This window comes from Paractinoplanes rishiriensis (genome assembly GCF_016862375.1).
In the GTDB taxonomy this organism is placed as follows: Bacteria; Actinomycetota; Actinomycetes; order Mycobacteriales; family Micromonosporaceae; genus Actinoplanes; species Actinoplanes rishiriensis.
Genome location: NZ_BOMV01000023.1, coordinates 80,344 through 101,098 on the forward strand (window position 1 = coordinate 80,344; position 20,755 = coordinate 101,098).

The 20,755-nt window shown below is 71.5% G+C and carries 21 protein-coding genes; 5 read left to right on the forward strand and 16 right to left on the reverse strand.

Annotated elements, in window-relative coordinates:
* The first annotated feature begins 188 nt into the window (after positions 1-188).
* Positions 189-608: a hypothetical protein gene (locus Ari01nite_RS12605; protein WP_203781373.1), complete on the forward strand. Its 420-nt coding sequence runs from the start codon at positions 189-191 to the stop codon at positions 606-608.
* On the opposite strand, the gene Ari01nite_RS12610 is transcribed toward Ari01nite_RS12605, so the two are convergent.
* Complete coding sequence (locus Ari01nite_RS12610; protein ID WP_203781374.1) at positions 605-1,204, reverse strand: acyl-CoA-like ligand-binding transcription factor; 600 nt, start codon at positions 1,202-1,204, stop codon at positions 605-607. The genes Ari01nite_RS12605 and Ari01nite_RS12610 overlap by 4 nt on opposite strands.
* Entirely contained in the window at positions 1,201-2,631 is a 1,431-nt protein-coding gene (locus Ari01nite_RS12615) for an MFS transporter (RefSeq protein ID WP_203781375.1), read from the reverse strand. Before Ari01nite_RS12615 ends, Ari01nite_RS12610 begins: the two co-directional genes overlap by 4 nt.
* 134 nt (positions 2,632-2,765) lie before the next feature.
* On the opposite strand from Ari01nite_RS12615, the gene Ari01nite_RS12620 reads away from it, so the two are divergent.
* Entirely contained in the window at positions 2,766-2,921 is a 156-nt protein-coding gene (locus Ari01nite_RS12620; RefSeq protein ID WP_203781376.1) for a hypothetical protein, read from the forward strand.
* A complete protein-coding gene (locus tag Ari01nite_RS12625; protein WP_203781377.1) occupies positions 2,918-3,769 on the forward strand; it encodes a PfkB family carbohydrate kinase in 852 nt (283 codons plus the stop codon). The genes Ari01nite_RS12620 and Ari01nite_RS12625 overlap by 4 nt, the downstream gene beginning before the upstream one ends.
* Positions 3,770-3,823: 54 nt before the next feature.
* Here Ari01nite_RS12625 and htpG read toward each other — a convergent pair whose 3' ends face one another.
* The 7 genes from htpG to Ari01nite_RS12660 all read right to left on the reverse strand — a co-directional run bounded on the left by htpG (position 3,824) and on the right by Ari01nite_RS12660 (position 12,606).
* Entirely contained in the window at positions 3,824-5,671 is a 1,848-nt protein-coding gene (htpG, locus tag Ari01nite_RS12630; protein ID WP_203781378.1) for a molecular chaperone HtpG, read from the reverse strand.
* Between the two features lie 618 nt (positions 5,672-6,289).
* Positions 6,290-7,219 (reverse strand): RNA polymerase subunit sigma-70, encoded by a 930-nt coding sequence (locus tag Ari01nite_RS12635; protein WP_203781379.1) that lies wholly within the window; start codon positions 7,217-7,219, stop codon positions 6,290-6,292.
* 39 nt (positions 7,220-7,258) lie between these two features.
* Positions 7,259-7,597, reverse strand: coding sequence for a hypothetical protein (locus tag Ari01nite_RS12640; protein WP_203781380.1), 339 nt, complete (start codon positions 7,595-7,597; stop codon positions 7,259-7,261).
* A 57-nt stretch (positions 7,598-7,654) separates the two neighbouring features.
* A complete protein-coding gene (locus tag Ari01nite_RS12645; RefSeq protein ID WP_203781381.1) occupies positions 7,655-9,550 on the reverse strand; it encodes an alpha amylase C-terminal domain-containing protein in 1,896 nt (631 codons plus the stop codon).
* A 329-nt stretch (positions 9,551-9,879) separates the two neighbouring features.
* Entirely contained in the window at positions 9,880-10,899 is a 1,020-nt protein-coding gene (locus Ari01nite_RS12650; RefSeq protein WP_203781382.1) for a hypothetical protein, read from the reverse strand.
* Positions 10,900-10,969: 70 nt separating this feature from the next.
* Complete coding sequence (locus tag Ari01nite_RS12655; RefSeq protein ID WP_239162698.1) at positions 10,970-12,259, reverse strand: RNA polymerase sigma factor; 1,290 nt, start codon at positions 12,257-12,259, stop codon at positions 10,970-10,972.
* The gene (locus Ari01nite_RS12660; protein ID WP_203781383.1) at positions 12,256-12,606 is read right to left on the reverse strand and encodes a YciI family protein; all 351 of its coding nucleotides are present in this window, start codon (positions 12,604-12,606) and stop codon (positions 12,256-12,258) included. Before Ari01nite_RS12660 ends, Ari01nite_RS12655 begins: the two co-directional genes overlap by 4 nt.
* A 93-nt stretch (positions 12,607-12,699) precedes the next feature.
* Here Ari01nite_RS12660 and Ari01nite_RS12665 point away from each other — a divergent pair, with 93 nt between their 5' ends.
* A complete protein-coding gene (locus Ari01nite_RS12665; RefSeq protein ID WP_203781384.1) occupies positions 12,700-13,035 on the forward strand; it encodes a hypothetical protein in 336 nt (111 codons plus the stop codon).
* A gap of 71 nt (positions 13,036-13,106) precedes the next feature.
* On the opposite strand, the gene Ari01nite_RS12670 is transcribed toward Ari01nite_RS12665, so the two are convergent.
* Positions 13,107-15,875 (reverse strand): DEAD/DEAH box helicase, encoded by a 2,769-nt coding sequence (locus Ari01nite_RS12670; protein WP_203781385.1) that lies wholly within the window; start codon positions 15,873-15,875, stop codon positions 13,107-13,109.
* Positions 15,876-15,962: 87 nt separating this feature from the next.
* Between Ari01nite_RS12670 and Ari01nite_RS12675 the strand changes: the two genes are divergently transcribed.
* Entirely contained in the window at positions 15,963-16,706 is a 744-nt protein-coding gene (locus Ari01nite_RS12675) for an HAD family hydrolase (protein WP_239162699.1), read from the forward strand.
* A gap of 133 nt (positions 16,707-16,839) precedes the next feature.
* Here Ari01nite_RS12675 and Ari01nite_RS12680 read toward each other — a convergent pair whose 3' ends face one another.
* The 6 genes from Ari01nite_RS12680 to Ari01nite_RS12705 form a co-directional block, all read right to left on the reverse strand.
* Complete coding sequence (locus tag Ari01nite_RS12680; protein ID WP_203781386.1) at positions 16,840-17,097, reverse strand: hypothetical protein; 258 nt, start codon at positions 17,095-17,097, stop codon at positions 16,840-16,842.
* Between the two features lie 41 nt (positions 17,098-17,138).
* Positions 17,139-18,038: a diacylglycerol kinase family protein gene (locus tag Ari01nite_RS12685; RefSeq protein WP_203781387.1), complete on the reverse strand. Its 900-nt coding sequence runs from the start codon at positions 18,036-18,038 to the stop codon at positions 17,139-17,141.
* A gap of 12 nt (positions 18,039-18,050) precedes the next feature.
* Positions 18,051-19,016 carry a twin-arginine translocase subunit TatC gene (gene tatC, locus Ari01nite_RS12690; protein ID WP_203781388.1) on the reverse strand — a complete coding sequence of 322 codons (966 nt, stop codon included), beginning with the start codon at positions 19,014-19,016 and terminating at the stop codon, positions 18,051-18,053.
* A gap of 6 nt (positions 19,017-19,022) precedes the next feature.
* On the reverse strand, positions 19,023-19,370 hold the full coding sequence (tatA, locus tag Ari01nite_RS12695) for a Sec-independent protein translocase subunit TatA (RefSeq protein WP_203781389.1): 348 nt from the start codon (positions 19,368-19,370) through the stop codon (positions 19,023-19,025).
* A 134-nt stretch (positions 19,371-19,504) separates the two neighbouring features.
* Positions 19,505-19,735: a hypothetical protein gene (locus tag Ari01nite_RS12700; RefSeq protein WP_239162700.1), complete on the reverse strand. Its 231-nt coding sequence runs from the start codon at positions 19,733-19,735 to the stop codon at positions 19,505-19,507.
* Between the two features lie 10 nt (positions 19,736-19,745).
* Complete coding sequence (locus Ari01nite_RS12705) at positions 19,746-20,702, reverse strand: helix-turn-helix transcriptional regulator (protein ID WP_239162701.1); 957 nt, start codon at positions 20,700-20,702, stop codon at positions 19,746-19,748.
* Positions 20,703-20,755 lie beyond the last annotated feature (53 nt).

Here is a 20,755-nt window from a genome sequence, read left to right on the forward strand (position 1 = left end):
TTACCGCTTTTTAGCAAGTTGGGCACATTGCACGCTAACGGCTGTTTCTCCGTCGAAGATGCGCCGCCGATCGGGTGGCAAAACGGACCGAACGGGCTAACCCGGGGGCAGGGCATTGCGAGTGTTCAATATATTTACGCGGCGGTAACTATGCTTGCCCGCGTACCGCGAACGAGAGGGAGAAAGTCGTGCTCCGACGCCTCGCCGTCCTGCTCGCGACGGTCACGCTCACCGCCGGCTGCGGCATCGAGGTCAAGGCCGACGCGATACCGGTGCCGTTCAGCGTCGCTCCGACACCGTCCGCGTCCGCCGGCGTACCCGAGTACGTCTGCACCGCGGCCTACAAGATCCTCACCGACGGTGCGGTCCACCTGGCCGGCTTCGTCTCCGGCAGCGGCGACTCGGCCGAGCAGGGCATCCGCGACACGTTCACCGGGATGGCCGCGCAGGTGACCGCCGAGGCCGAGCGGACCACCGACGCGGAACTGAAGCAGGCGCTGGGCACGGTGGCCGCCGACCTCACCGCGGGTGCCAAGCAGGCCGACCCGAGGGCGTACGTGGACGGCGGCTTCGCGACCGTCGGCCAGAAACTCGACGCCGCCTGCTAGTCGAGGCGGAAGTTGTCCTGCACCAGGCGCAGGGCCTCCTCGACCCGCACCAGGTCGTGCGGCTCGAAGCTGGGCCCGTTCGCCGGCGGCGCCACGGCCAGCACCACCCCCACCACTGCGCCCGCGATCACCCGGCATCTGAGGTCGTCGGCCGGCCGGCCCTCGCGTTCGGCCAGCACCTCGGCGAGCATGTCGATGGCCGCGGCCGTCTGCTGCATGACCCGGGTGCGCAACTCGGGGATGGCCGCGATCAGGCGCTGCCGGCGGCGTTCGGCGGTCCACGCCTCCTCGGTGAGCAGGTCGAAGACCGCGCGCATGCCGTCCAGCAGCGCCCGGACCGGCGGCGTCCCGGCCGGCTGCGCCCGGATCGCCTCGATCACCAGCGGATCGAAGTCGTCGGTGAGGACCACGTCCTCTTTGGTGGGGAAGTAGCGGAAGAACGTGCTCGGCGAGACCTCGGCCGCCTCGGCGATCTGCTCGACGGTGGTGGTCGCATACCCCTGATCCTCGAACAGCCGCATCGCGTGCTCGCGGATGGCCGCGCGGGTCTTCGCCTTTTTGCGCTCGCGCAACCCGGCCGGCAGGGACGAGGTCATGTTCTCGATTCTGCCAGCACCGGCATGACCAGCAGCGCCAGCACCGCGCCGCACAGCGCCACCGCGGACGCCACCAGCATCGACGCGCCCATTCCGGTGGTGAACGCGGCCTGCACCGCGGGATCGCCCAGGCCCGCAGCGACGTTGTCCCGGATCGCGGCGCCCGCCGACGCCGGCAGCGCGTCCCGGTAGGCCGCGTTCAGCACGGTGCCGAGAACCGCCACCCCGATCGCGCCGCCGACCTGCCGCAGCGCCTGCAGCAGCCCGTTGCCGACCCCGCTGCGTTCCGGCGTCAGGGCCGCCATCGCCGCGTTCATGGCCGGCGGCATGGTGAGGCCCATGCCCACGCCGGCCACCGCGATCCAGGCCGCGACGAAGCCGTAGCCGCTGCCGGCCGAGGTGAACGACCCGGCGAGCAGTCCCGCTGCCATCACCGCCAGGCCGCCGGCGATCACCGCCCGGGCGCCGAACCGGACCACCAGCCGGTCGGCGGCCCGCGCGCCCACCAGCAGGCCGCCGATCACCGGCAGCAGCCGCAGTCCGGCACCGAAGGCGTCCGTGCCGGTCACCGCCGTGAAGTACTGCGGCAGCGCGAACAGCAGGCCGAGCATCCCGAAGCTGGCCAGCGTCGCCAGCAGCGCCCCGCCGGTGAACGTGCGCGACCGGAACAGCGCCCAGTCCACCAGCGGCGACCGGATTGCGGCGAACGCGCCGAGCAGCACCATCCCGCCGAGCATCGGGACCAGGGCGGCGGCCGAGATCCAGCCGTGCTCGCCGGCCTCGATGATCCCGTACGTGAGCACCACCAGCCCCGCGGCCGACAGCAGCACGCCCCGCCCGTCGAACCGCCGCCGCCGGTCACCGTGCGACTCCGGCACCCACAGCGCCACCGCGACGACGGCGAGCGCCACGAGCGGCAGGTTGATCAGGAAGACCGCGCCCCACCAGAAGTTGTCCAGCAACCACCCGCCGAGCAGCGGCCCGAGCGGCACGCCGAGCGCGTTCGCGGTGACCCAGACCGACAGCGCCCGACCGCGTTCCCGCTCGCCGAAGAGGACGGTCAGCACCGCGGCCGACAGCGGCATGATCACCGCCGACCCGAGCCCGAGCGCCGCGCGCGCCGCGATCAGTTGCCCGCCGGTGGCCGCGTAGGCGCATGCCAGCGACGCCACCCCGAACACCACCAGCGCCCCGAGCAGCATCCGCTTGCGCCCGAGCCGATCCCCCAGCATGCCGGCCGGCAGCAGCCCCGCCGCCAGCACCAGCAGATAGGCGTTGGTGAACCACTGGAGTTCCGCCGTGCCCGCGTCCAGGTCCCGGCTCAGCGTCGGCAGCGCCACGCTGAGGACCGTCGTGTCCAGCCCCACCGCCAGCGTCCCGAGCGACAGGGCTCCCAGCGCCACCCAGCGCGATGTGAAAGTAACCATGTTTTGACAGTAGCTCTCAAATTCAAGTCACTGCCAATTCCGCTCATGATCGATCCCGCCGCGCGGGCGAAGATCCGCGAATTGGGTGCACGCCCATGCCACGATCATGTAAAGGCGCAGAAGGGAGGCCCGGCATGAAGAAGGCACTGGGCTGGATCCTGCTGATACTGGTGATCTTCTACATCGGCACAAACCCGGGCCCCGCCGCCGACATAGCCCACGGCCTGGGCGACGGCATGAGCGAAATCTTCCGTAACATCGGGACATTCCTGCGCGAACTATCCACGTGACGCCGCGCATTCTCTGCGTCGGCCTGACCACGCTCGACCTGATCTACCGGGTCGACCGCATTCCCGCGCCCGACGAGAAGGCGCAGGCCCGTTCCTTGGAGATCGCCGCCGGTGGTCCCGCCGCAAATGCGGCAATAACGGCAGCCGCACTGGGCGCGGACGTAACTTTGGTCACGGCCATCGGCGCCCATCCGCTGGGCGACCTCATCCGCAAAGACCTAAAAACCTATAAAGTACGCGTAATAGACCAATTGCCGGAGACTGCGGTGCCCCCGCCCGTGTCCGCCATCACGGTCCAGCCCGCCGGCGAACGCACCATAGTCAGCCGCAACGCCGCCACCCTGGAGGCCCCGCCCCCACCAGCCGGCCTACCTGAGGCCGACCTGACCCTGGTGGACGGCCATCACCCGCTCCTGGCCACGGCCGCGGCCCGAAGTGCCCGCCGCTTGCTGGTGGACGCCGGCACCTGGCGCGACGCGTTCACGGAAATCCTCCCGCACGCCGAGGTGGTGGCGTGCTCGGCCGCTTTCCGCCACCCGGCCCAACAGTCCCCCACGGACGAGGCCCTGGCAGCAGCCATAGCCGCCCCGGTCACGATAGTCACCCACGGCCCGTCCCCAGTCCGCTGGTTCACCCCCACCGCGACCGGCGAAATCCCCGTCCCCCGGCTCCACGCGTCCGACACAGCGGGCGCAGGCGACGCCTTCCACGGCGCCCTGGCGGTGGCCCTGACCAGCGATCGGCCGTTGCCGGACGCCATCGCCTTCGCGATCCGGGTCGCGGGCGTGCGCGTACAGCACGCCGGACCCCGGGCCTGGCTCGAAGCCCTTCCCGTCGACCTCGGATAGCCGCCCGCCCGGACAACCCCGACTTGTCGGTTCGTCCGGGCGGGAGCCAGAAACTCAGACCGTGCGGGCCAGCCGATCCGCCAGCAGCTTGGCGAAGCGGGCCGGGTCCTCCAGGTCGCCGCCCTCGGCCAGCAGCGCGGTCCCGTACAGCAACTCGGCCGTGTCCGGCAGGGCCGGGTCGTCGGCCTGGCGCTCGTGGGCCTCGCGCAGGCCGCTCACCAGCGGGTGGTCCGGGTTGAGCTCGAGGATGCGCTTGACCCGAGGGCCCTCCTGGCCCATGGCGCGGTACATCTTCTCCAGCGTCGGCGTGATGTCGTTGGCGTCGCTGACCAGGCACGCCGCCGAGGTGGTCAGGCGGTGCGACAGGCGTACCTCCTTGACCTGCTCTTCCAGCTTTTCGCCGAGGAAGGTGAGCAGCGGGCCGAAGTCGCCCTCGGGCTCGGGCTTCTCCTTTTCGGACGGCAGGTCGACCGAGCCGCGCGCGATCGACTGCAGCTTCTTGCCGTCGTAGTCGGGCACCGCCTCGACCCAGACCTCGTCGACCGGGTCGGTGAGGATCAGCACCTCGTAACCCTGGGCCTGGAACGCCTCCATGTGCGGCGAGTTCTCCACCTGCGAACGGGACTCCCCGGTCAGGTAGTAGATCTCCTCCTGGCCCTCCTTCACCCGTTCCAGGTAGGCCGCGAGCGTCGTCGGCTCGTCGCCGGCCGTCGACGCGAAGGTGGCCACGTCCAGGATCGCCTTCTGGTTGTCCGGGTCGTTGAGCAGGCCCTCCTTGACCGCCCGGCCGAACTCGCGCCAGAACGTCGCGTATTTTTCCGGGTGGTTGTTGAGCAGGTCCTTGATGGTCGACAGCACCTTCTTGACCAGGCGCCGCCGGATCATCTGGATGTGCCGGTCCTGCTGGAGGATCTCCCGCGAGATGTTCAGCGACAGGTCGGCCGCGTCCACCACGCCCTTGACGAAGCGCAGGTAGTCCGGAATCAGCTCCCGGCTGTCGTCCATGATGAAGACGCGCTTCACGTACAGCTGAAGGCCCCGGCGGGCATCCCGCTGGAACAGATCGTGCGGCGCCCGCGCGGGCAGGAACAGCAACGCCTCGTATTCGAAGGTGCCCTCGGCCCGCATGTTGATGATCTCGAGCGGGTCGGTCCAGTCGTGGCTGATGTGCCGGTAGAACTGGTGGTACTCCTCGTCGGACACCTCGGACCGCGGGCGCGCCCACAGCGCCTTCATCGAGTTGAGGGTGGCCGCCTCGTCGCCGGAACCCATCCGGATCGGGAACGAGATGAAGTCGGAGTACCGCTTGACGATCTCCTTGATCTTCCACTCGTCGGTGTAGTCGAAGAGGGCGTCCTCCTCGTCCTTGGGCCGCAGGTGCACGGTCACCGAGGTGCCGACCGGCGCGTCCGGGGCGTCGTCAATCGTGTATGTGCCCTCGCCCGCCGACTCCCACCGCGTGCCGTGCCCGTCGGTGCCGGCCTTGCGCGTGGTGAGCGTGACCTTGTCGGCGACCATGAACGTCGAGTAGAAGCCGACGCCGAACTGCCCGATCAGCGCCGCGTCCTTGGTCTCGGTGGCCTCCTTGAGCTTCGCCAGCAGCTCCGCCGTACCGGATTTGGCAATCGTGCCGATCAGCGCCACGACCTCGTCGTGCGTCATCCCGATGCCGTTGTCGCGCACGGTCAGCGTGCGCGCCTCGGCGTCCGACTCGATCTCGATGTGCAGATCCGACGTGTCCGCCTCGAGCCCGTCCTGAAGCACCGCCAGACGAAGCTTGTCCAGCGCATCCGAGGCGTTCGAGATCAGCTCCCGCAGGAAGATGTCCTTGTTCGAATAGATCGAATGGACCATCAACTGAAGCAGCTGCCGCGCCTCAGCCTGGAACTCCAGAGTCTCCATTCCCCACTCCCGTTTTGTCCCGGCACAATCCGCGCCCGCCACGATCGTATGACCCGAGAGTCACCACTCGACCACACACCGGGCACCATCCTTCAAAAACCCCGATACCGTACGGGACCCCCGCGCGCGCCGTTCCCCCGGTCCACCCCCAACGCCACCACCCCGCCCAACCGCAGACGGTCAACGCCTCCCGAACCCGACCTCGCGACCCCACCCGCGCTCCCCAACCGCCACCCCGCCTCGCCGCCGCATCCCCGACGCCACCGCCCCGGCCTCCCCGCTGCATCCTGCACGCCACCGCCCTCGCCTCGCCGCTCGCCGCTCGCCGCGATGTTGACGAGTTCGTGTTTCCAGGGCTTCTGCTATCCGGAGCGATTGCCCCCATGCAGCAGGCCCGGCACTCACTCCGTGACCGCTGCGTTCGTATCCCGGAATCGTGTCCTGGACAGCAGCCGCCGTCCCGCATCGTGGACCGAACGTTCCGGCCCCACCTTCGACCGCGCCCAAAATCATATTTCCGCTTATGTCCGGCTCGACGGACCGAGGTTGCCGAATTGATGCTTCCGGTGGCTCTTACAGGGATCGCCGGAGGCCGGCACCGGACCCGGTCCGGGATGCTCACCCGCGCGGAGCGCGATCCGCCCGGAAGCCCAGGAACGTCGTCACCTCGGTGATGAGCTCGTCGCCGAACTCGAAAACCAGCAGCGCGAACGGCTCGAGCGCCCCGCCGGGACCGGCCGGCCGTTCCTGCCGGAGCGCGAACGACCCGTTTGCCGCCGTCAAAGTCAGGCGGTCGTCGAGGCAGGCGTCCGAGGCGGACATGACCGCGCCCACCACGTCGCGCCCGCGCAGCCACCAGGTGAACGGCGGCATTGAGGTGACCACGTCGGAGTGCAGGAGCGCGACCAGCGCGGCCACGTCGTGCCGTTGGAAGGCGTCCGCGTATCGCTCGACCAGGGAGCGCTTGGCCGGATCGGACAGCGGGCTGGGCCGGCCCGGACCGGCCGCACGCAGGGCTGCCCGGGCCCGCTGCAGAGCGCTGGTCACCGACGCCACCGACGTGTCCAGCAGGGTGGCCACCTCGGCCGCCGGCCAGCACAGCACGTCGCGCAGGATCAGGACGGCCCGCTGTTTCGGCGGCAGATGCTGCAGGGCGGCCACAAACGCGAGGCGCACCGTCTCGCGGCGCTCCGCTACGTCGGCCGGGTCGGCCAGGTCTCGGTCGAGGATGGGCAGCACCCAGGTGGTCTCGGGCAGCGGCGGGCCCAGGTCTCCACCCGGTGCCGCGGTGGAGGCGAAGTCGGTGGCCCGGGCCCGGCGCTGGGCGGAGCGCAGCATGTCGAGGCAGACGTTGGTGGCGATGCGGTAGACCCAGGTGCGCAGCGAGCCGCGGGCCGGGTCGTAGTCGCCGAGGTGACGCCAGGCGCGCAACAGGGTCTCCTGCGCGGCGTCCTCCGCCTCGAACGGCGAGCCGAGCATCCGGTATGCGTATCCGACCAGCTCACCGCGCAGCGCCGCGAGCCCGTCCTGGTCGGTCTGGACTGTCATGCCGGAACGGTACCGGGCGGGTACGACAGCATGCGGCGCCTAGCGGAGCTGCCAGTTCGGGGCGATGTCCCACGGCTGCTGCAGGCACACCACCCGCAGGCCGAGCGCCGTCACGCCGCGCGCTCCCTCGGGCAGGCACTCCCGGCCGAGCACGATCTCCGGCGGCGCGGGCGTGGTCGGGGCCGGCACCACCGCGACCGGCTCCACCGGCGTGTCCGGCGCGCTGATCCGGGCGGCTTCGACGGGCTGTTCGAGCCGCCACCGCACCGCCCCGATTCCGGCCCCGTACACCGCCAGGAAGACCAGAACGACCGCACCGGCCGAGCGCCACGAGTTCTCCCGCGGCTCCGGCAGCGGTGCTGGACGCCCGTAGATCATGGCATCCACCCTGGTCCGGGCTGGTGTGCACGACCATCCGTCATTTGTAGGACTCGACTAGTTCACGAAGACCAGCAACCCGTTCGCCGGAATCGTGAGCGCCGCCGACTGCGCGAAGCCGTGCCGCCCCGGCCGGTCCGCCCGCACCGAGCCGCCGTTGCCCGCCACCCACGGGTTCGGCCAGTGGTCGTACCAGTCGGTGTTGAACGCCTCGCGCCAGCGGCCCGGCTGCGGCAGGCCCAGCTCGTACCCGTACAGGATCTGCTCTTTGAAGCTGAGCACCACCACCACGTTGTCGCGCTGGTAGGCCAGGACCCGGTTGTCCTCGTCGGGCGCATACACGTGGAGCGCGTCGGACCGCAGCGCCGGCAGTTCCCGGCGCAGCGCGATCAGGTCGGTGGTGCAGCGCAGGAAGTCGGCCATGTGCCGGTCGCCGCCGAGCGCGCCGTCCCACCAGATCCGCCGGTCGGTGCGCCCGGGGCTGTCCGACCACAGCTTGTCCTCGAGAAACTCCTGGCCCATGAACAGCATCGGCGTGCCGGGCGCGGTCAGCAGCACGCCGGTCGCCACCCGGGAGCGGCTCCGCGCGTACCAGGACCGGGGATTGCTGGCATCCGCCAGCGAGGCGATGCGTGGGTCGCGGTGGTCGTCCATGTCCAGCACGAGGTCATGATTTTCCAGGCACTGGTACGCCTGCCAGGCGTGCCGCAGGTGCGCGGGGCGATGCAGGCCACGGGCCAGGCGGCCGACGCCGACCGGTCCGGACCCGCCGCGCGCGACGTCGTGCAGCACGTCCCGCACCGCGTCCCGCAGCCCGTCGGCGTAGCCCAGGTCGAAGCCCATCCCGGCGGGCGGCGGCTGGACCGCGAGCCAGCGGTGCTCGCCCCAGTACTCGGCGATCAGCGCGGCGGACGGCTTGCGCTCGTGCAGCGCCGCGGTCATCTCCTGGCAGAAACCCCGGCCGCCCATCCGGTCGATCACGCTGACCTCGTCGAAGCGCAGGCCGTCGGCGTGGTACTCGTCCAGGAACAGGGCCGCGTTGTCGGTGAGGAACGCGCGCACCTCGGGCCGGTGGAACGCGAAGACCCGCCCGCCGGCCCAGCCCTGATCCGAGAAGTAGGCGTTGTTGTGCGGCCCCGGGTCGGCCGGCAGGTCGATGTAGTCGAGGCTCTGCCGGTCGAGGCCGCCGCCGGCGTGGTTGTAGACGACGTCGAACAGCACCGCGATCCCGTACAGGTGGCAGACGTCGACGAACGCCTTGAGCTGGGCGGCCTGCCCGGCCAGCTGCTCCGGCTTGAGCGGGTCGGCGCCGCGCTCGGCGAGCAGCGCGTTGACCGCCTCGAGGTGGGGGCCCAGGTCGTCGGGGTCGAGGCAGTAGTCCATCTCGGGCGAGAAGAGGTCGGTGCCGTTGTAGCCGAGGCTCCACTCGCCCTGGAACTCGACCACCGGCAGCGGCTGGATCGCGGTCACGCCGAGCCGGGCCAGGTAGGGCACCCGCCGCAGGGCGTCGAGGAACTTGGCCGGGCCGCGGCCGGAGCCGGAGAAGACGCCGACGTGCAGCTGGTAGACGATCAGGTCGGTGAACCGGGGCGGGGTCCAGCCGGCGTCGTGCCAGGGGTACTCGTCCGGGTCGGCGGTCAGCCCGTCGCAGTCGGGGTACCCGTACAGCTCCAACTCCCGGGCCCGCGGGTCGCGCTTGAAGCCCCGGCCGCCGGCACCGACGACATAGAACCGATATTTCCGGCCGGTCCCGACACCGCGGAAGAACCCGCCCCAAACCCCGGCGGCGTCCCGCACCAATTCAAGGTCGTCATTACCTTCGGGATGTTGTTCATCGAAGGCGATATATACACGTTCGGCGGCCGGCGCCCAGAATCGGACGGCGAGACCGCCCGGTAGCAGCGTGGCGCCCAGCGGTGTACGTGGCGTGAGGTTCTCCTGGGACGCGGGCATCGTTTGAGGCTAGTTCCGCCCGAGAGCTCTGAAGTAGCAGATCACGGACTCTCGAAAAAACTTATAGAGACAGAGCTGTTGCATAAACGCTTCTTTCGGTGTCTCATTCCTGTCAACCGCGTCGCCACTCGGAAGGCCGCCCCCCGTCGGCCGGACGAGAGCCGGATGGGATATCCGACCGCAGCGCGCCTGTGGACGTACAGGCGCGCCCTCGGTTTGGCCGGCGTGGTCGCGGGTGGATGGCCGCCACCGCCCGCTCGTGGCCGCGTCACGCGGCCGCTCGGCGGGCCGCTCTCCTACCGGGAGGGCGGCCCGCCGAAACTAGTGAGTCAGACGGTCACCGGCTTGGGAGTCCGGCGCGGCAGGGCAGGCAGCCGGCGCACCAGCGGAGCCGTCGTCGCGTGCGAGCCGTACGCGAGCAGGGCCAGGAAGACGCCGTAGACGGGCAGGTGGCCGAGCAGCTCAGTGCCGCCGAACAGCAGCAGGGTGGCGTTGAACGGGATGCCGGCGACCAGCACCGCGACCTGCGGCAGCGCGCCCGAGATGACCAGCAGCCCGAACAGCAGCTCGGTGGCACCCGCGACCGCCACGAAGGTGTCGGCCGGCACCTGGATGCCGACCAGCGCGAACACGTCCAGCTGCGGGAACAGCCGCAGGGTCTCGCGGGCCAGCGCCGGGTTGGCCAGCTTCTCGGCGAAGGCCAGGGTGATCAGCGCGCCGCCGGCACCGATCCGCAGCGCGAGCAGCGCGTTGCCCAGGGCCGCGGCGTCCGGCTCGACCCGGCCGAAGGTGCCGTCCGACGGCGGCACGAAGGCCAGGAAGACCGCGACGCCCAGCAGGTCCATCGCGGAGAGCAGGCCGACCGGTCCGGTGAACAGCAGCGCGAACGGGCCGGCCAGGGCCAGCAGGATGGCGGCCGGGCGCAGCCGGATGCCGGTGATGAACCAGACGCCCAGCGCGCCCTCGATCAGCAGCAGGTAGCTGTGGTCGCCGACCGCGAGGTCATGGGTGAGGAAGTGCCCGGTCACGGCCGCGGCCAGCAGCGAGACACCGAGGTGGACGGCGAGCAGGCGAGGCACGTACGGGACCACCTTGCCGACGAACCGCAGCGGCCGCAGCTCCGGCGTGGGCAGGTGGTTGAGGGCCACGTAACGCCAGGCCAGGGTCACACCGACCACGGCCAGGATGAGCGCGAGGGTGACCGGCCGCCAGGCGAACGACCAGTCGGTGGGGTAGCTGCCCGGGTCCGGTACGAACCACTTCTCGTGGGCCTGCGCCGGGCTGGCGATCCCGAGGACGGCGGCGCCCGCCGCGATGACGGCGCCGAGGCAGGTGCGGGTGCGGATCATGACGGGTCCAGCTCCATTCGCGTGTCGTTCTCGCCAGTTCCCTACGACACGACAGAGCTGATCATGAGCGTCACGGGCGAAGTAGGGACCAAGGTCCCGAACCCGTCAGTTCCTCGGCGCGGGCGGTCAGGAAGCGCCGTTCGGCGGCGTTGCCGGCCAGTTCGGCGGCGCGGCGGTAGGCGCCGGCGGCCTCGGCCGTCCGGTCCAGGCGCCGCAGCAGGTCGGCCCGGACGGCGTGCCGCACGTGGTGCCGGTCCAGCCCGGTGAGGCCGTCGACGATCGCCAGCGCCGGACCCGGCCCGTGCACCTCGGCGAACGCGACCGCCCGGTGCAGCGCGACGACCGGCGTCGGTGTCAGTACGGCCAACAGGTCGTACAGGACCAGGATCTGCCGCCAGTCGGTCTCCGCGGCGGTCCCGGCGTCCGCGTGCACCGCGTTGATCGCGGCCTGGAGCTGGTACGGGCCGGGCCGGTTGCGCCGCAGGCAGTCGCGCAGCACCCGCTGCCCCTCGTCGATCAGCCGCCGGTCCCAGCAGCCGCGGTCCTGGTCGGCCAGCCGGATCGGGTCGCCACCGGGACCGGTGCGGGCCGGCCGGCGGCTCTCCACCAGCAGCATGAGGGCGAGCAGGCCGGCCGGTTCGGGCTCGTCCGGCAGCAGCACGACCAGCATCCGGGCCAGCCGGATCGCCTCCGCGGTAAGGTCGGCCCGGGTCAGCTCGTCGCCGGTGCTGGCCGCGTACCCCTCGTTGAAAATCAGGTAGAGCACCGCCAGCACCGCGCCGAGCCGGGGCGCAAGCTCGTCGTCGGCCGGCACCCGGTACGGGATACCGGCGTCGCGGATCTTGCCTTTGGCCCGGCTCAGCCGCTGCCCCATGGTCGTCTCGGGCACCAGGAACGCGCGCGCGATCTCGCCGGTGGTGAGGCCGCCGAGCAGGCGCAGGGTGAGCGCCACCCGGGCCTCCGGGGCGAGCGACGGATGGCAGCAGGTGAAGATCAGCCGGAGCCGGTCGTCGCCGTTCCCGTCGCCGGGCACACCCGTCTCCCCGCCGGCGCCCGCCTCGCCACGGGTCCGGCCCGCCGCGGCCGCCTCTTCCCGGACGGCCGCCGCCTCCCGCTCGCCCCGGGCGGCTTCGCGGCGGATCCGGTCGACGGCCCGGTTCCGGGCGGTGGTGATGATCCACCCGGCCGGGCTGGGCGGGACACCCTGCTCCGGCCAGAGCCGGACGGCCGTGACGAACGCGTCCTGCACCGCCTCCTCGGCGATCGCGATGTCGCCGAAGTGGCGGATCAGGACGGCGACCGCCCGGCCGTACTCGGCCCGGAAGATCCGCTCGATCCCGGTCATCGGTGGCTCGGTCATGTGCGGTAGGCGACCGGCCGTACCTCGATGGCCAGCGGCGACAGCACCGCGGCGAGCCGGCCGCCCCAGGACAGGGCCGCGTCCAGATCCTCGGCCTGGATCAGCGTGAAGCCGCCGACGTGTTCCTTGCCCTCGGTGAACGGCCCGTCGGTGAGCAGCGGCTCGCCGTCCTTGGCCCGGATCACGGTGGCGCTGCTCGCCGGGTGCAGGCCGACCGCCGAGACCCAGACCCCGGCCGCCCTCATCTCGTCGTTGAGCTTGGCGAGTTCGGCCATGATCGGGTCGAGCACCTCCGGCGGCGGCGGGTCACCGTCGGGCTGGTAGATGCTGAGCAGGTACTGACGCATCGGAAGGCTCCTCTCTCAGGCTGCTGACACCCACTACACGATTGAGCCGTACGGGTTTTCGACAGCGCCCGGAAAATCAGGTATGCAGGACCCGTGACCGACCCGTACATCCACGTCGAGGTCAACCTCTTCCGTCACACGGCGACCCGCAAGATGCTGGCGTCGACCTTCGGGCTGGCCGCCGACCTGCCGACCCGGGTGACGACGGGCTGCGGCCTTCAGGTGTCGCTGGCGATGACCTCCCCCGAACCACGCAGCGTCACCTGCCTGCCATGCCGCGAACACGCCGCCCGCTGGCACCTCCGGGCCGCCGAGGAGGTCGAGGAGATGCACCGGCTGAACGGCGTAGCCCTCGGTTTCCCGGTCGGCAACTTCGCCGCGGCAGCCCGCGAGCACCGCGACCGCGCCCGCCGCTTCGCCCAGATCTGACCGCAAGCCCGCTCACCGCCGAGCCCGCGCCACCCGCGGTCCCCGCCCACCGACCCCAGCCCGGGGCGCCGTCACAACTCGGCCTGGTAGGCCAGCACCCCCCGGTTCACCGCGTTGATCGCCTTGCGGGCGGCGTCCCGCACCCCGGTGGAGGCAGCCGGTGCCTCCTTGACCTGGCCGAGCAGGTCGAGCACCTGGCGGGCCCAGCGCACGAAGTCACCGGCCGGCATGTCGGCGTCGTAGTGGTTGCTGCTCGCCAGCACCTGGGCGAGCGGCTCGCCCCGGGCCCACCGGTACATCGGCCAGACGAAACCGGGGTCGGGCTCGCGGGTCAGGGTCAGCCCGTGGTCGGCCTCGTCGGCGGCGATCTCGCCCCACAGCTTGGTGCAGGCGTCCACGGCCGCGGTGATCGGCCCCTTCGGCACCGTGGCCCGGTCGTCGCCCTCGCGACGCGACTCGTACAGCACCATGGACACCGCGGCGGCCAGTTCCTCGGGGGCCAGCCCCTCCCAGAGGCCCTGCCGCAGGCACTCGGCGACCAGCAGGTCGGCCTCCGACCAGATCCGGCCGAGCATCCGGCCGGCCTCGGTGACGTCGCCGGCCGGCGACAGGTAGCCGCGACCGGTGAGCACCGCGCAGACCTGGTCGAACGTGCGGGCCAGCGAACCGGTGCGGCCGGCCACCTTGTCGCGCAGGGCCTCGGTGTCGCGCTGCAGCCGGTGCCGCCGCTCGGCCCACCGGGCGTGCTCCTCGCGCTCCGCGCAGGCGTGGCACGGGTGTTGCCGCATCTGCACCTTGAGCAGGGCGATCTCGGGGTCCTCCCCGTTGCCGCCGCGACGGCTGCGGCGACCCTCGCCGTGCCGGTCGAGCCCGGTGGCGCTGACCTGCGCGGCCAGGTCGCGGCGCGCGGCCGGCGACCGGTGGTTGAAGTGTTTCGGCACCCGCAGCCGGTGCAGCACCTCGACCTCGCCCGGGAAGTCGGCCGGGCTGACCCGGCCGGCCCAGCGGTCCTGGGTGAGCACCAGCGGCCGTGGCTCGCCGAACCCGCCGTTCACCGCCTCGAGCACCACGGCGAGCCCGGCCCGGCGGCCCTGCGGCACCCGGATCACGTCGCCCACCCGCAGCCGCTCCAACGAGGACACCGCCGCGGCCCGGCGCTGCGAGGCACCCTGCCGGCTCAGCGCGCGCTCCCGCTCGTTGATCGACACCCGGATCGCAAAGTATTCGTCGAAGTCGCCGTGATGACAGGCCGCGTCCTGCCCGTACGCCTCAATGGTTTCCTGGTTTCGTTGCACCTGACGGGCCAGCCCCACCACCGACCGGTCGGCCTGGAACTGCGCGAACGACGACTCGAGCAGCTCGCGGGACGACTCGGCGCCGACCGTGCCGACCAGGTTGACCGCCATGTTGTACGACGGGCGGAACGACGACCGCAACGGATAGGTGCGCGTCGACGCCAGCCCGGCCACGTGCCGCGGATCGACCTCGGGGCTCCACAGCACCACGGCGTGCCCCTCGACGTCGATGCCGCGACGACCGGCCCGGCCGGTGAGCTGCGTGTATTCCCCAGGGGTCAGGTCGACGTGCGCCTCGCCGTTGAACTTGACCAGCCGTTCCAGCACCACGCAGCGGGCCGGCATGTTGATGCCCAGGGCCAGCGTCTCGGTCGCGAAGACGGCCTTGACCAGGCCCTGCACGAAGCACTGCTCGACCGCCTCCTTGAAGGCGGGCAGCATGCCGGCGTGGTGCGCGGCGACGCCCCGCTCGAGACCGTCCAGCCACTCCCAGTAGCCCAGGACGGTCAGATCCTCGCGGGGGATGCCGGCGACCCGGGCCTCGGCGATGCGCCGGATCTCGGCCCGCTCGTCGGGGTCGGTGAGCCGCAGCCCCGCGGACAGGCACTGCTGCACCGCGGCGTCACAGCCGGCCCGGCTGAAGATGAACAGGATGGCCGGCAGCAGCCCCGCGCGTTCCAGCCGGTCGACCACCTCGGCCCGCGGCGGCGGCTGCCAGCGCCGGGACCGGCCGCCCCGGTAGCCCGGTCCGTGCGCCCGGTCAGTCAGTTCGAGCCGGCGCATCATCTCGCGGGTGTAGCGGAGAAGTTCCGGGTGCACGTCGTGCTTGCGAGCGGCGTCGGCGTCGTGGAACAGGTCGAACATCCGCCGCCCGACCAGCATGTGCTGCCACAGCGGAACCGGCCGGTGCTCGCTGACCACCACCTCGGTGTGCCCGCGAACGGTGACCAGCCAGTCCGCGAACTCCTCGTAGTTGCTGACCGTCGCGGAGAGGGAGACAAGCGTCACCGACTCGGGCAGGTGGATGATCACCTCCTCCCAGACCGCACCCCGGAACCGGTCGGCCAGGTAGTGGACCTCGTCCATCACCACATAGGCCAGCCCCGACAGCGCGGGCGACGAGGAGTAGAGCATGTTGCGCAGCACCTCGGTGGTCATCACCACCACCGGCGCATCACCGTTGATCACGTTGTCGCCGGTGAGCAGCCCCACCTTCTCCGGCCCGTACCGCTCCACCAGGTCGTGGAACTTCTGGTTGGACAGCGCCTTGATCGGCGTGGTGTAGAAGCACTTGCGCTCCCCCACCCCGTTTTGGCCCGCCCGCAGCGCCAGGTGCACCGCGAACTCACCCACCACCGTCTTGCCGGCTCCGGTGGGCGCACACACCAGCACCCCGCTGCCCCGCTCCAGCGACTCACACGCCGAGCGCTGGAAGTCGTCCAGGTCGAAGCCGACATCCAGCATGAAGTCGTCAAGCGCCGGAAACTCGGCCAGCCGGGCCGCCCGCCGCTTGGATTCCGCATACCGTTCGGCGGGACTCGTCATGAACACCAGGCTAGTGCGTGGGTACGACAACCTGCAGCACCGGCGGTTGCGTCCCGGCGCGCGGGAGCGGCTCGGTATGGTGCACCCGTGCCGGATGCTGTGGAATCGACCGATCACCCTCCCCATCGGCCGGCCCGCCAGGTCGACGCCGTGCTGTTCGACTTCCACGGCACGCTGGCCCAGGTCGAGGACCCGGTGCTCTGGGTTCAGGCGGCCGCCGCGGCCTGCGGGCGAGACCTGGATCGCACCCGCGCCACGGTGCTTGCCGACCGCCTGGTGATGGCCGGACGAGCCGGCGGACCGGTGCCGCACCGGGTCCCTCCGCACCTGGCCGAGCACTGGGCCGACCGGGATCTGTACGCCCACAGCCACCGCGCCGCCTACACCGGCCTGGCCGCGACCGTGCCGACCGACGTCGAGGGTCTGGCCGACGCCCTCTACGACCGCCTGCTGGGCCCCGACGGCTGGCTACCCTACGCCGACACCGCGCCCACCCTGCGCACCCTGCACGACGCCGGCATCCGGGTGGGGGTGGTCAGCAACATCGGCTTCGACATCCGTCCCCACTTCGCCGCGTGGGGCTTGGAAGATCTGATTGACGCGTACGCGCTGAGCTACGAAATCGGCCGAGCCAAGCCCGACCCGGCCATCTTCCTCCGCGCGTGCGGCATGCTCGGCGCCGACCCGGAACGCACCCTCATGGTCGGCGACACCCCGGCCGACGCCGGCGCGGTAAAGGCCGGCTGCGCCGCCCTGGTCCTCCCCGCGGCCGAACCGGGCCACCCCAACGGCCTGTCCGCCACCTTGGCCCTGACCGGCTGCACCACCTGACACCGGCCGCCGCACCATCCCGCGCCGCCACACCACACCACACCACACCGCGGCCGTTCGGCGGCGGCGGCGAGAACTGCCGACGGACCACCATCGCGTCGCGGACAACCGCCAACGCCGGGGCAACCCCAGCTCAGGCGTAGGCGTCCAGGGCGACACCGCGCCGCACGCCCTTGCGAGGCTGGTCGGCCGGCTTCGGCGCCGGCTGCTCCGCGGCCGCGGGGGCCGCGGGGGCCTCCGACTTCATGATCGCCTTCGGCTCGGCGTCCGGGGCGGCGCCGCCCGCCTCGGGCTGCACGGCCGCGTCGGCCATGGCCTTGAACGTCGAGCGGGCGGTGTCGAGAGCGTTGGAAGCGAGACCGGCGTATCCGCGGAGCGAGGTGAGCGACATGCCAACCTGTTCGGCCGCCGGTGGCAGAACTGACCGCCAAGCTAGCGCAGCAACCGGATCGCTCCCGGGCGAACCGTCACCTCGAGCGGCAGCGGGCCGAGGCGCTCGCCGTCCGCGTAGCCGATGATGCCGTCGGCGTGCAGGCGCACCTGGCGGCAGCGGAACGTCCGCACCCGCGGGTCGGTCACGTGGGTGCCGTGGCGCAGCCGCGGTTTGAGGCGGGCCACCGTGACCCGGCTCAGCGGCGCCGCCGTCACCACGTCCAGCAGGCCGTCCGCCGGGTCGGACGCGGGCACGATGCGCATGCCGCCGCCGTAGCTGGCGCAGTTGCCGACCGCCACCAGCGTGCCCTCGAAGCCGTGGTGCACGCCGTCGATCTCCAGGGCGTAGATCCGCGGGCGGAGCCTGGTCAGCTCGAGCAGGATGGCCAGGTCGTAGCGTCGCGGGCCGCGCGGCCAGCGCATCCGGTTGGCGCGTTCGTTGACAATCGCGTCGAAACCGGCCGCCAGCACCGCACCGAACCAGCGGCCCTCCCCGTCCGTGCCGACGCTGTGCGCCAGGTCCACCCGGTGTTCGCGTCCCTCGGCGAGGGCCGCTCTGATCGCGTCGGCGGCGGCTAAAGGCTCATCCGGTACGCCGGTGCACCGCGCGAAGTCATTGCCGGTGCCGGCCGGGATCACGCCGAACCCGACGGCCCGGTCCGCGGCCGCCTGGAGCGCCTGGTGCACGGTGCCGTCGCCGCCGACCGCGACCAGCGCCACCGCCCCGCCGGCCACCGCCCGGTGGCAGGCCTTCTCGGCCTCCTCGGAGTTCGACGCGGTCAGCAGCTGCACCGCGTGCCCGGCCGCACCGAGCCGCTGCAACACCCCCGGCAGCAGACCGCGGTGCCGGCCGCGCCCCGCCGAGGGGTTGGCCAGCACCGCGATGTCGCCGCTCGTCACAGCGGCACCGTACTACGAGATGTCGTCGTACCGGCCGTCCAACGGCCGCGGACGGGCGACCGGGGCGGGCGCGTCGATGACGCTCGGCGCCTCGACGTGCTCGGCCGCGCCGACCGGTTGCCGGTCGTCCTCCAGGGGCGAGATCTGGTCGTCGTCGAGGCCGGCGTAGATCTCCTTGCCGCGGCCCTTGCGCTTGTCGTTGAGCGCCGCCACACCGCACGCGATGAGGTAGAGCACCACCAGGCACAAGGCCAGCAACGTCATGCCGAACGGGCCGGGGTCGGGGGTGGCGACCGCGGCGAACCCGAACGACAGGAACACCACCACCCGCCACCAGCTGAGCAGCCTTTTCGCGGTGGCCACCCCGGTGAAGTTGAGCATCAGCAGGATCAGCGGGAACTCGAACGCCACCCCGAACAGCAACAACATGCTGGTCACGAAGCCGGTGTACGCCCCGACCTCAAGCTGGGTGGCCTCGCCGAGGACACCGGCCTCCATGATGAACGCCAGGCTGTGCCCGACCACCAGGTAGGCCAGCACGGCACCGCCGACGAACAGCGGCGTCGCGATGGCGACGAAGACGTACGCCCATTTGCGCTCGTGCCGGTGCAGTCCGGGGGCGATGAAGGCCCACAGCTGGTAGAGCCAGACCGGGGCACCGACGACCACGCCCACCCACAGCGCGATCTTGAGTCGGATGAGCAACACGTCGACTGGCCCGAGGACGACCCAGTCGCAGTACTCGGTGCCGTCGGCACGCACCGAGATCGACGAGGGCAGCGAGCAGTAGGGCTTGCCCAGCAGGTCGAAGACCCACTGGGAGATGATGAAACCGACAATCAGCCCGGCGACCAGGCCGAGCGACGCGATGAACAACCGGTTGCGCAGCTCGCGGACGTGGTCGATCAGCGTCATGGAGCCGTCGGCGGCCTGTTGGAACTTAGTGGGCCGCCCCTTGCGGCGAAGGGTCAGCGCCATGACCGATCAGCGGTCGTGGGTGCGCTGCACCGGGTCGACGTACGGCTGCGGCTGCGGCTGCTGGTATTGCGGCTGCGGCTGGGCGGCCGGCTGCTGGTAGCCCGGGGGCGGAGGCGGCGGCGCCTGCTGGCCCTGCTGGTGCAGCACCTCGCCCTGGATGGGCTGGCGGCTGTGCTGGGGCTCGGCCTTTTCCGCGACGTCGTTGTTCTCGTCGATGAGGCCCTTGGTCTCGGCCTTGATGATGCGCAGCGACCGGCCCAGGGACCGGGCCGCGTCCGGAAGTCGCTTCGCGCCGAACAGCAGCACGAGGACGACCACGAAGATGGCTATGTGCCAGGGCTTGAGGGCACCCATGGGGAACTCCAGTCGGTCGGATCAGTTGTGCGGGGTCCATCGTACGTGTCAATTCTTGGGAATCGGCCCGGCGGGACCCCACCGGTTTCTCTCGATCCCGCGAAGCTACCTCGCGTCCGCAAGGCCGGTAAAGGCTACCTACGTTCCGATCTAGCGGCTATTGCGGCGATTTTTCCCTCGAGTTCAGCCACGGTTTGCTCGAGAACGACGGCCTTCTCCTGAAGTTTCATCGCCTCGGTCTGCCGGCGTTGCAGCTTGAGCACGGCCCGGTGCAGCGCGCCCAGCCGGCCGGCGAGCGGCGCGGCCGCCGCCACCAGAATGATCAGAGCGACCACGACCACGGCGATCCAGACCCAGAGCAGCACGGCGCCCACCCTACCGGCCCGGCGCGCTGTACCTGTCGAGCGCCGCCGTGGCCTGCGCCCGGATCCGCTCCAGCAGTTCCGGCGGGCCGACCACGGTCACGTCCGGCCGGCCGAGCAGCAGCCGTTGCGCCCAGCCCAGGTCGGTGACCCGCATGGTCACCACCCACTCGTCGCCGTCCCGGCGGATGTCCTCGACCGGGTAGTACTCGGCGATCCACCGGCTGCCCCGGCCCACCCGCACGGTCACCAGCGGCAGGTCGGGCGTGGGGTGGAAGACGCCGGTGCTGACGTCGTGCGGCACCGCCTCGTCCGGCGGCGCGGCCGGCTCGTCCAGCTCGGTGAAGGCGTCGATCCGGTCGACCCGGAACATCCGGGTGGCCTCGGCCCGCCGGCACCAGGCCTCCAGGTAGGCCCGGCCCTCGACCATGAGCACCCGCATCGGGTCGACGACCCGCTCGGTGGTCTCGTCCCGGGCCGCCGTGTAGTACGTGATCCGCAGCGCGTGGCGCCCCTCGACCGCGGCCCGGATCCGGTCCAGCCGCTCGGCGTTGGCCGGCAGCTTCACCGCGACCGGCGCGTCGGCCAGGTCGCCGGCCGCATTCTCGATCTTGGCGAGGGCCCGCTCGATCACGTCCCGGGTGCCGGTGCCGGGCGTCTCGGCCAGCATCCGCAGCGCCACCACCAGGGCGAGCGCCTCGTCCGGGGTGAGCCGCAGCGGCCGGTCGATGCCCGCGTCGTGGCTGATCGTCACCCGGTCGCCGTCGAGCGCCATGTCGATCAGGTCGCCCGGTCCGTACCCGGGCAGCCCGCACACCCAGAGCAGCTCCAGGTCCTCGCGCAGCTGGCGCTCGGTCACGCCCTGGTCGGCGGCCGCCTCGGCGACCAGAATGCCGGGCCGCGCCAGCAGGTACGGCACGAGGTTGAGCAGCCGCCCGAGGCGATCCACGGAGGGCTTGGGTGCGGTCACGCTGAGCCTCCTCGGGCATGCCCTCCTGGCCCTATGCCCGCTCCGCTCGCGCC

Bases quoted from the DNA above. Each gene is read 5' to 3' on its own strand.
- Ari01nite_RS12610 (WP_203781374.1), bottom strand. From the start codon at position 1,204: ATGACCTCGTCCCTGCCGGCCGGGTTGCGCGAGCGCAAAAAGGCGAAG.
- Ari01nite_RS12615 (WP_203781375.1), bottom strand. From the start codon at position 2,631: ATGGTTACTTTCACATCGCGCTGGGTGGCGCTGGGAGCCCTGTCGCTC.
- Ari01nite_RS12620 (WP_203781376.1), top strand. From the start codon at position 2,766: ATGAAGAAGGCACTGGGCTGGATCCTGCTGATACTGGTGATCTTCTAC.
- htpG (WP_203781378.1), bottom strand. From the start codon at position 5,671: ATGGAGACTCTGGAGTTCCAGGCTGAGGCGCGGCAGCTGCTTCAGTTG.
- Ari01nite_RS12635 (WP_203781379.1), bottom strand. From the start codon at position 7,219: ATGACAGTCCAGACCGACCAGGACGGGCTCGCGGCGCTGCGCGGTGAG.
- Ari01nite_RS12640 (WP_203781380.1), bottom strand. From the start codon at position 7,597: ATGATCTACGGGCGTCCAGCACCGCTGCCGGAGCCGCGGGAGAACTCG.
- Ari01nite_RS12645 (WP_203781381.1), bottom strand. From the start codon at position 9,550: ATGCCCGCGTCCCAGGAGAACCTCACGCCACGTACACCGCTGGGCGCC.
- Ari01nite_RS12650 (WP_203781382.1), bottom strand. From the start codon at position 10,899: ATGATCCGCACCCGCACCTGCCTCGGCGCCGTCATCGCGGCGGGCGCC.
- Ari01nite_RS12655 (WP_239162698.1), bottom strand. From the start codon at position 12,259: ATGACCGAGCCACCGATGACCGGGATCGAGCGGATCTTCCGGGCCGAG.
- Ari01nite_RS12660 (WP_203781383.1), bottom strand. From the start codon at position 12,606: ATGCGTCAGTACCTGCTCAGCATCTACCAGCCCGACGGTGACCCGCCG.
- Ari01nite_RS12670 (WP_203781385.1), bottom strand. From the start codon at position 15,875: ATGACGAGTCCCGCCGAACGGTATGCGGAATCCAAGCGGCGGGCGGCC.
- Ari01nite_RS12680 (WP_203781386.1), bottom strand. From the start codon at position 17,097: ATGTCGCTCACCTCGCTCCGCGGATACGCCGGTCTCGCTTCCAACGCT.
- tatC (WP_203781388.1), bottom strand. From the start codon at position 19,016: ATGGCGCTGACCCTTCGCCGCAAGGGGCGGCCCACTAAGTTCCAACAG.
- tatA (WP_203781389.1), bottom strand. From the start codon at position 19,370: ATGGGTGCCCTCAAGCCCTGGCACATAGCCATCTTCGTGGTCGTCCTC.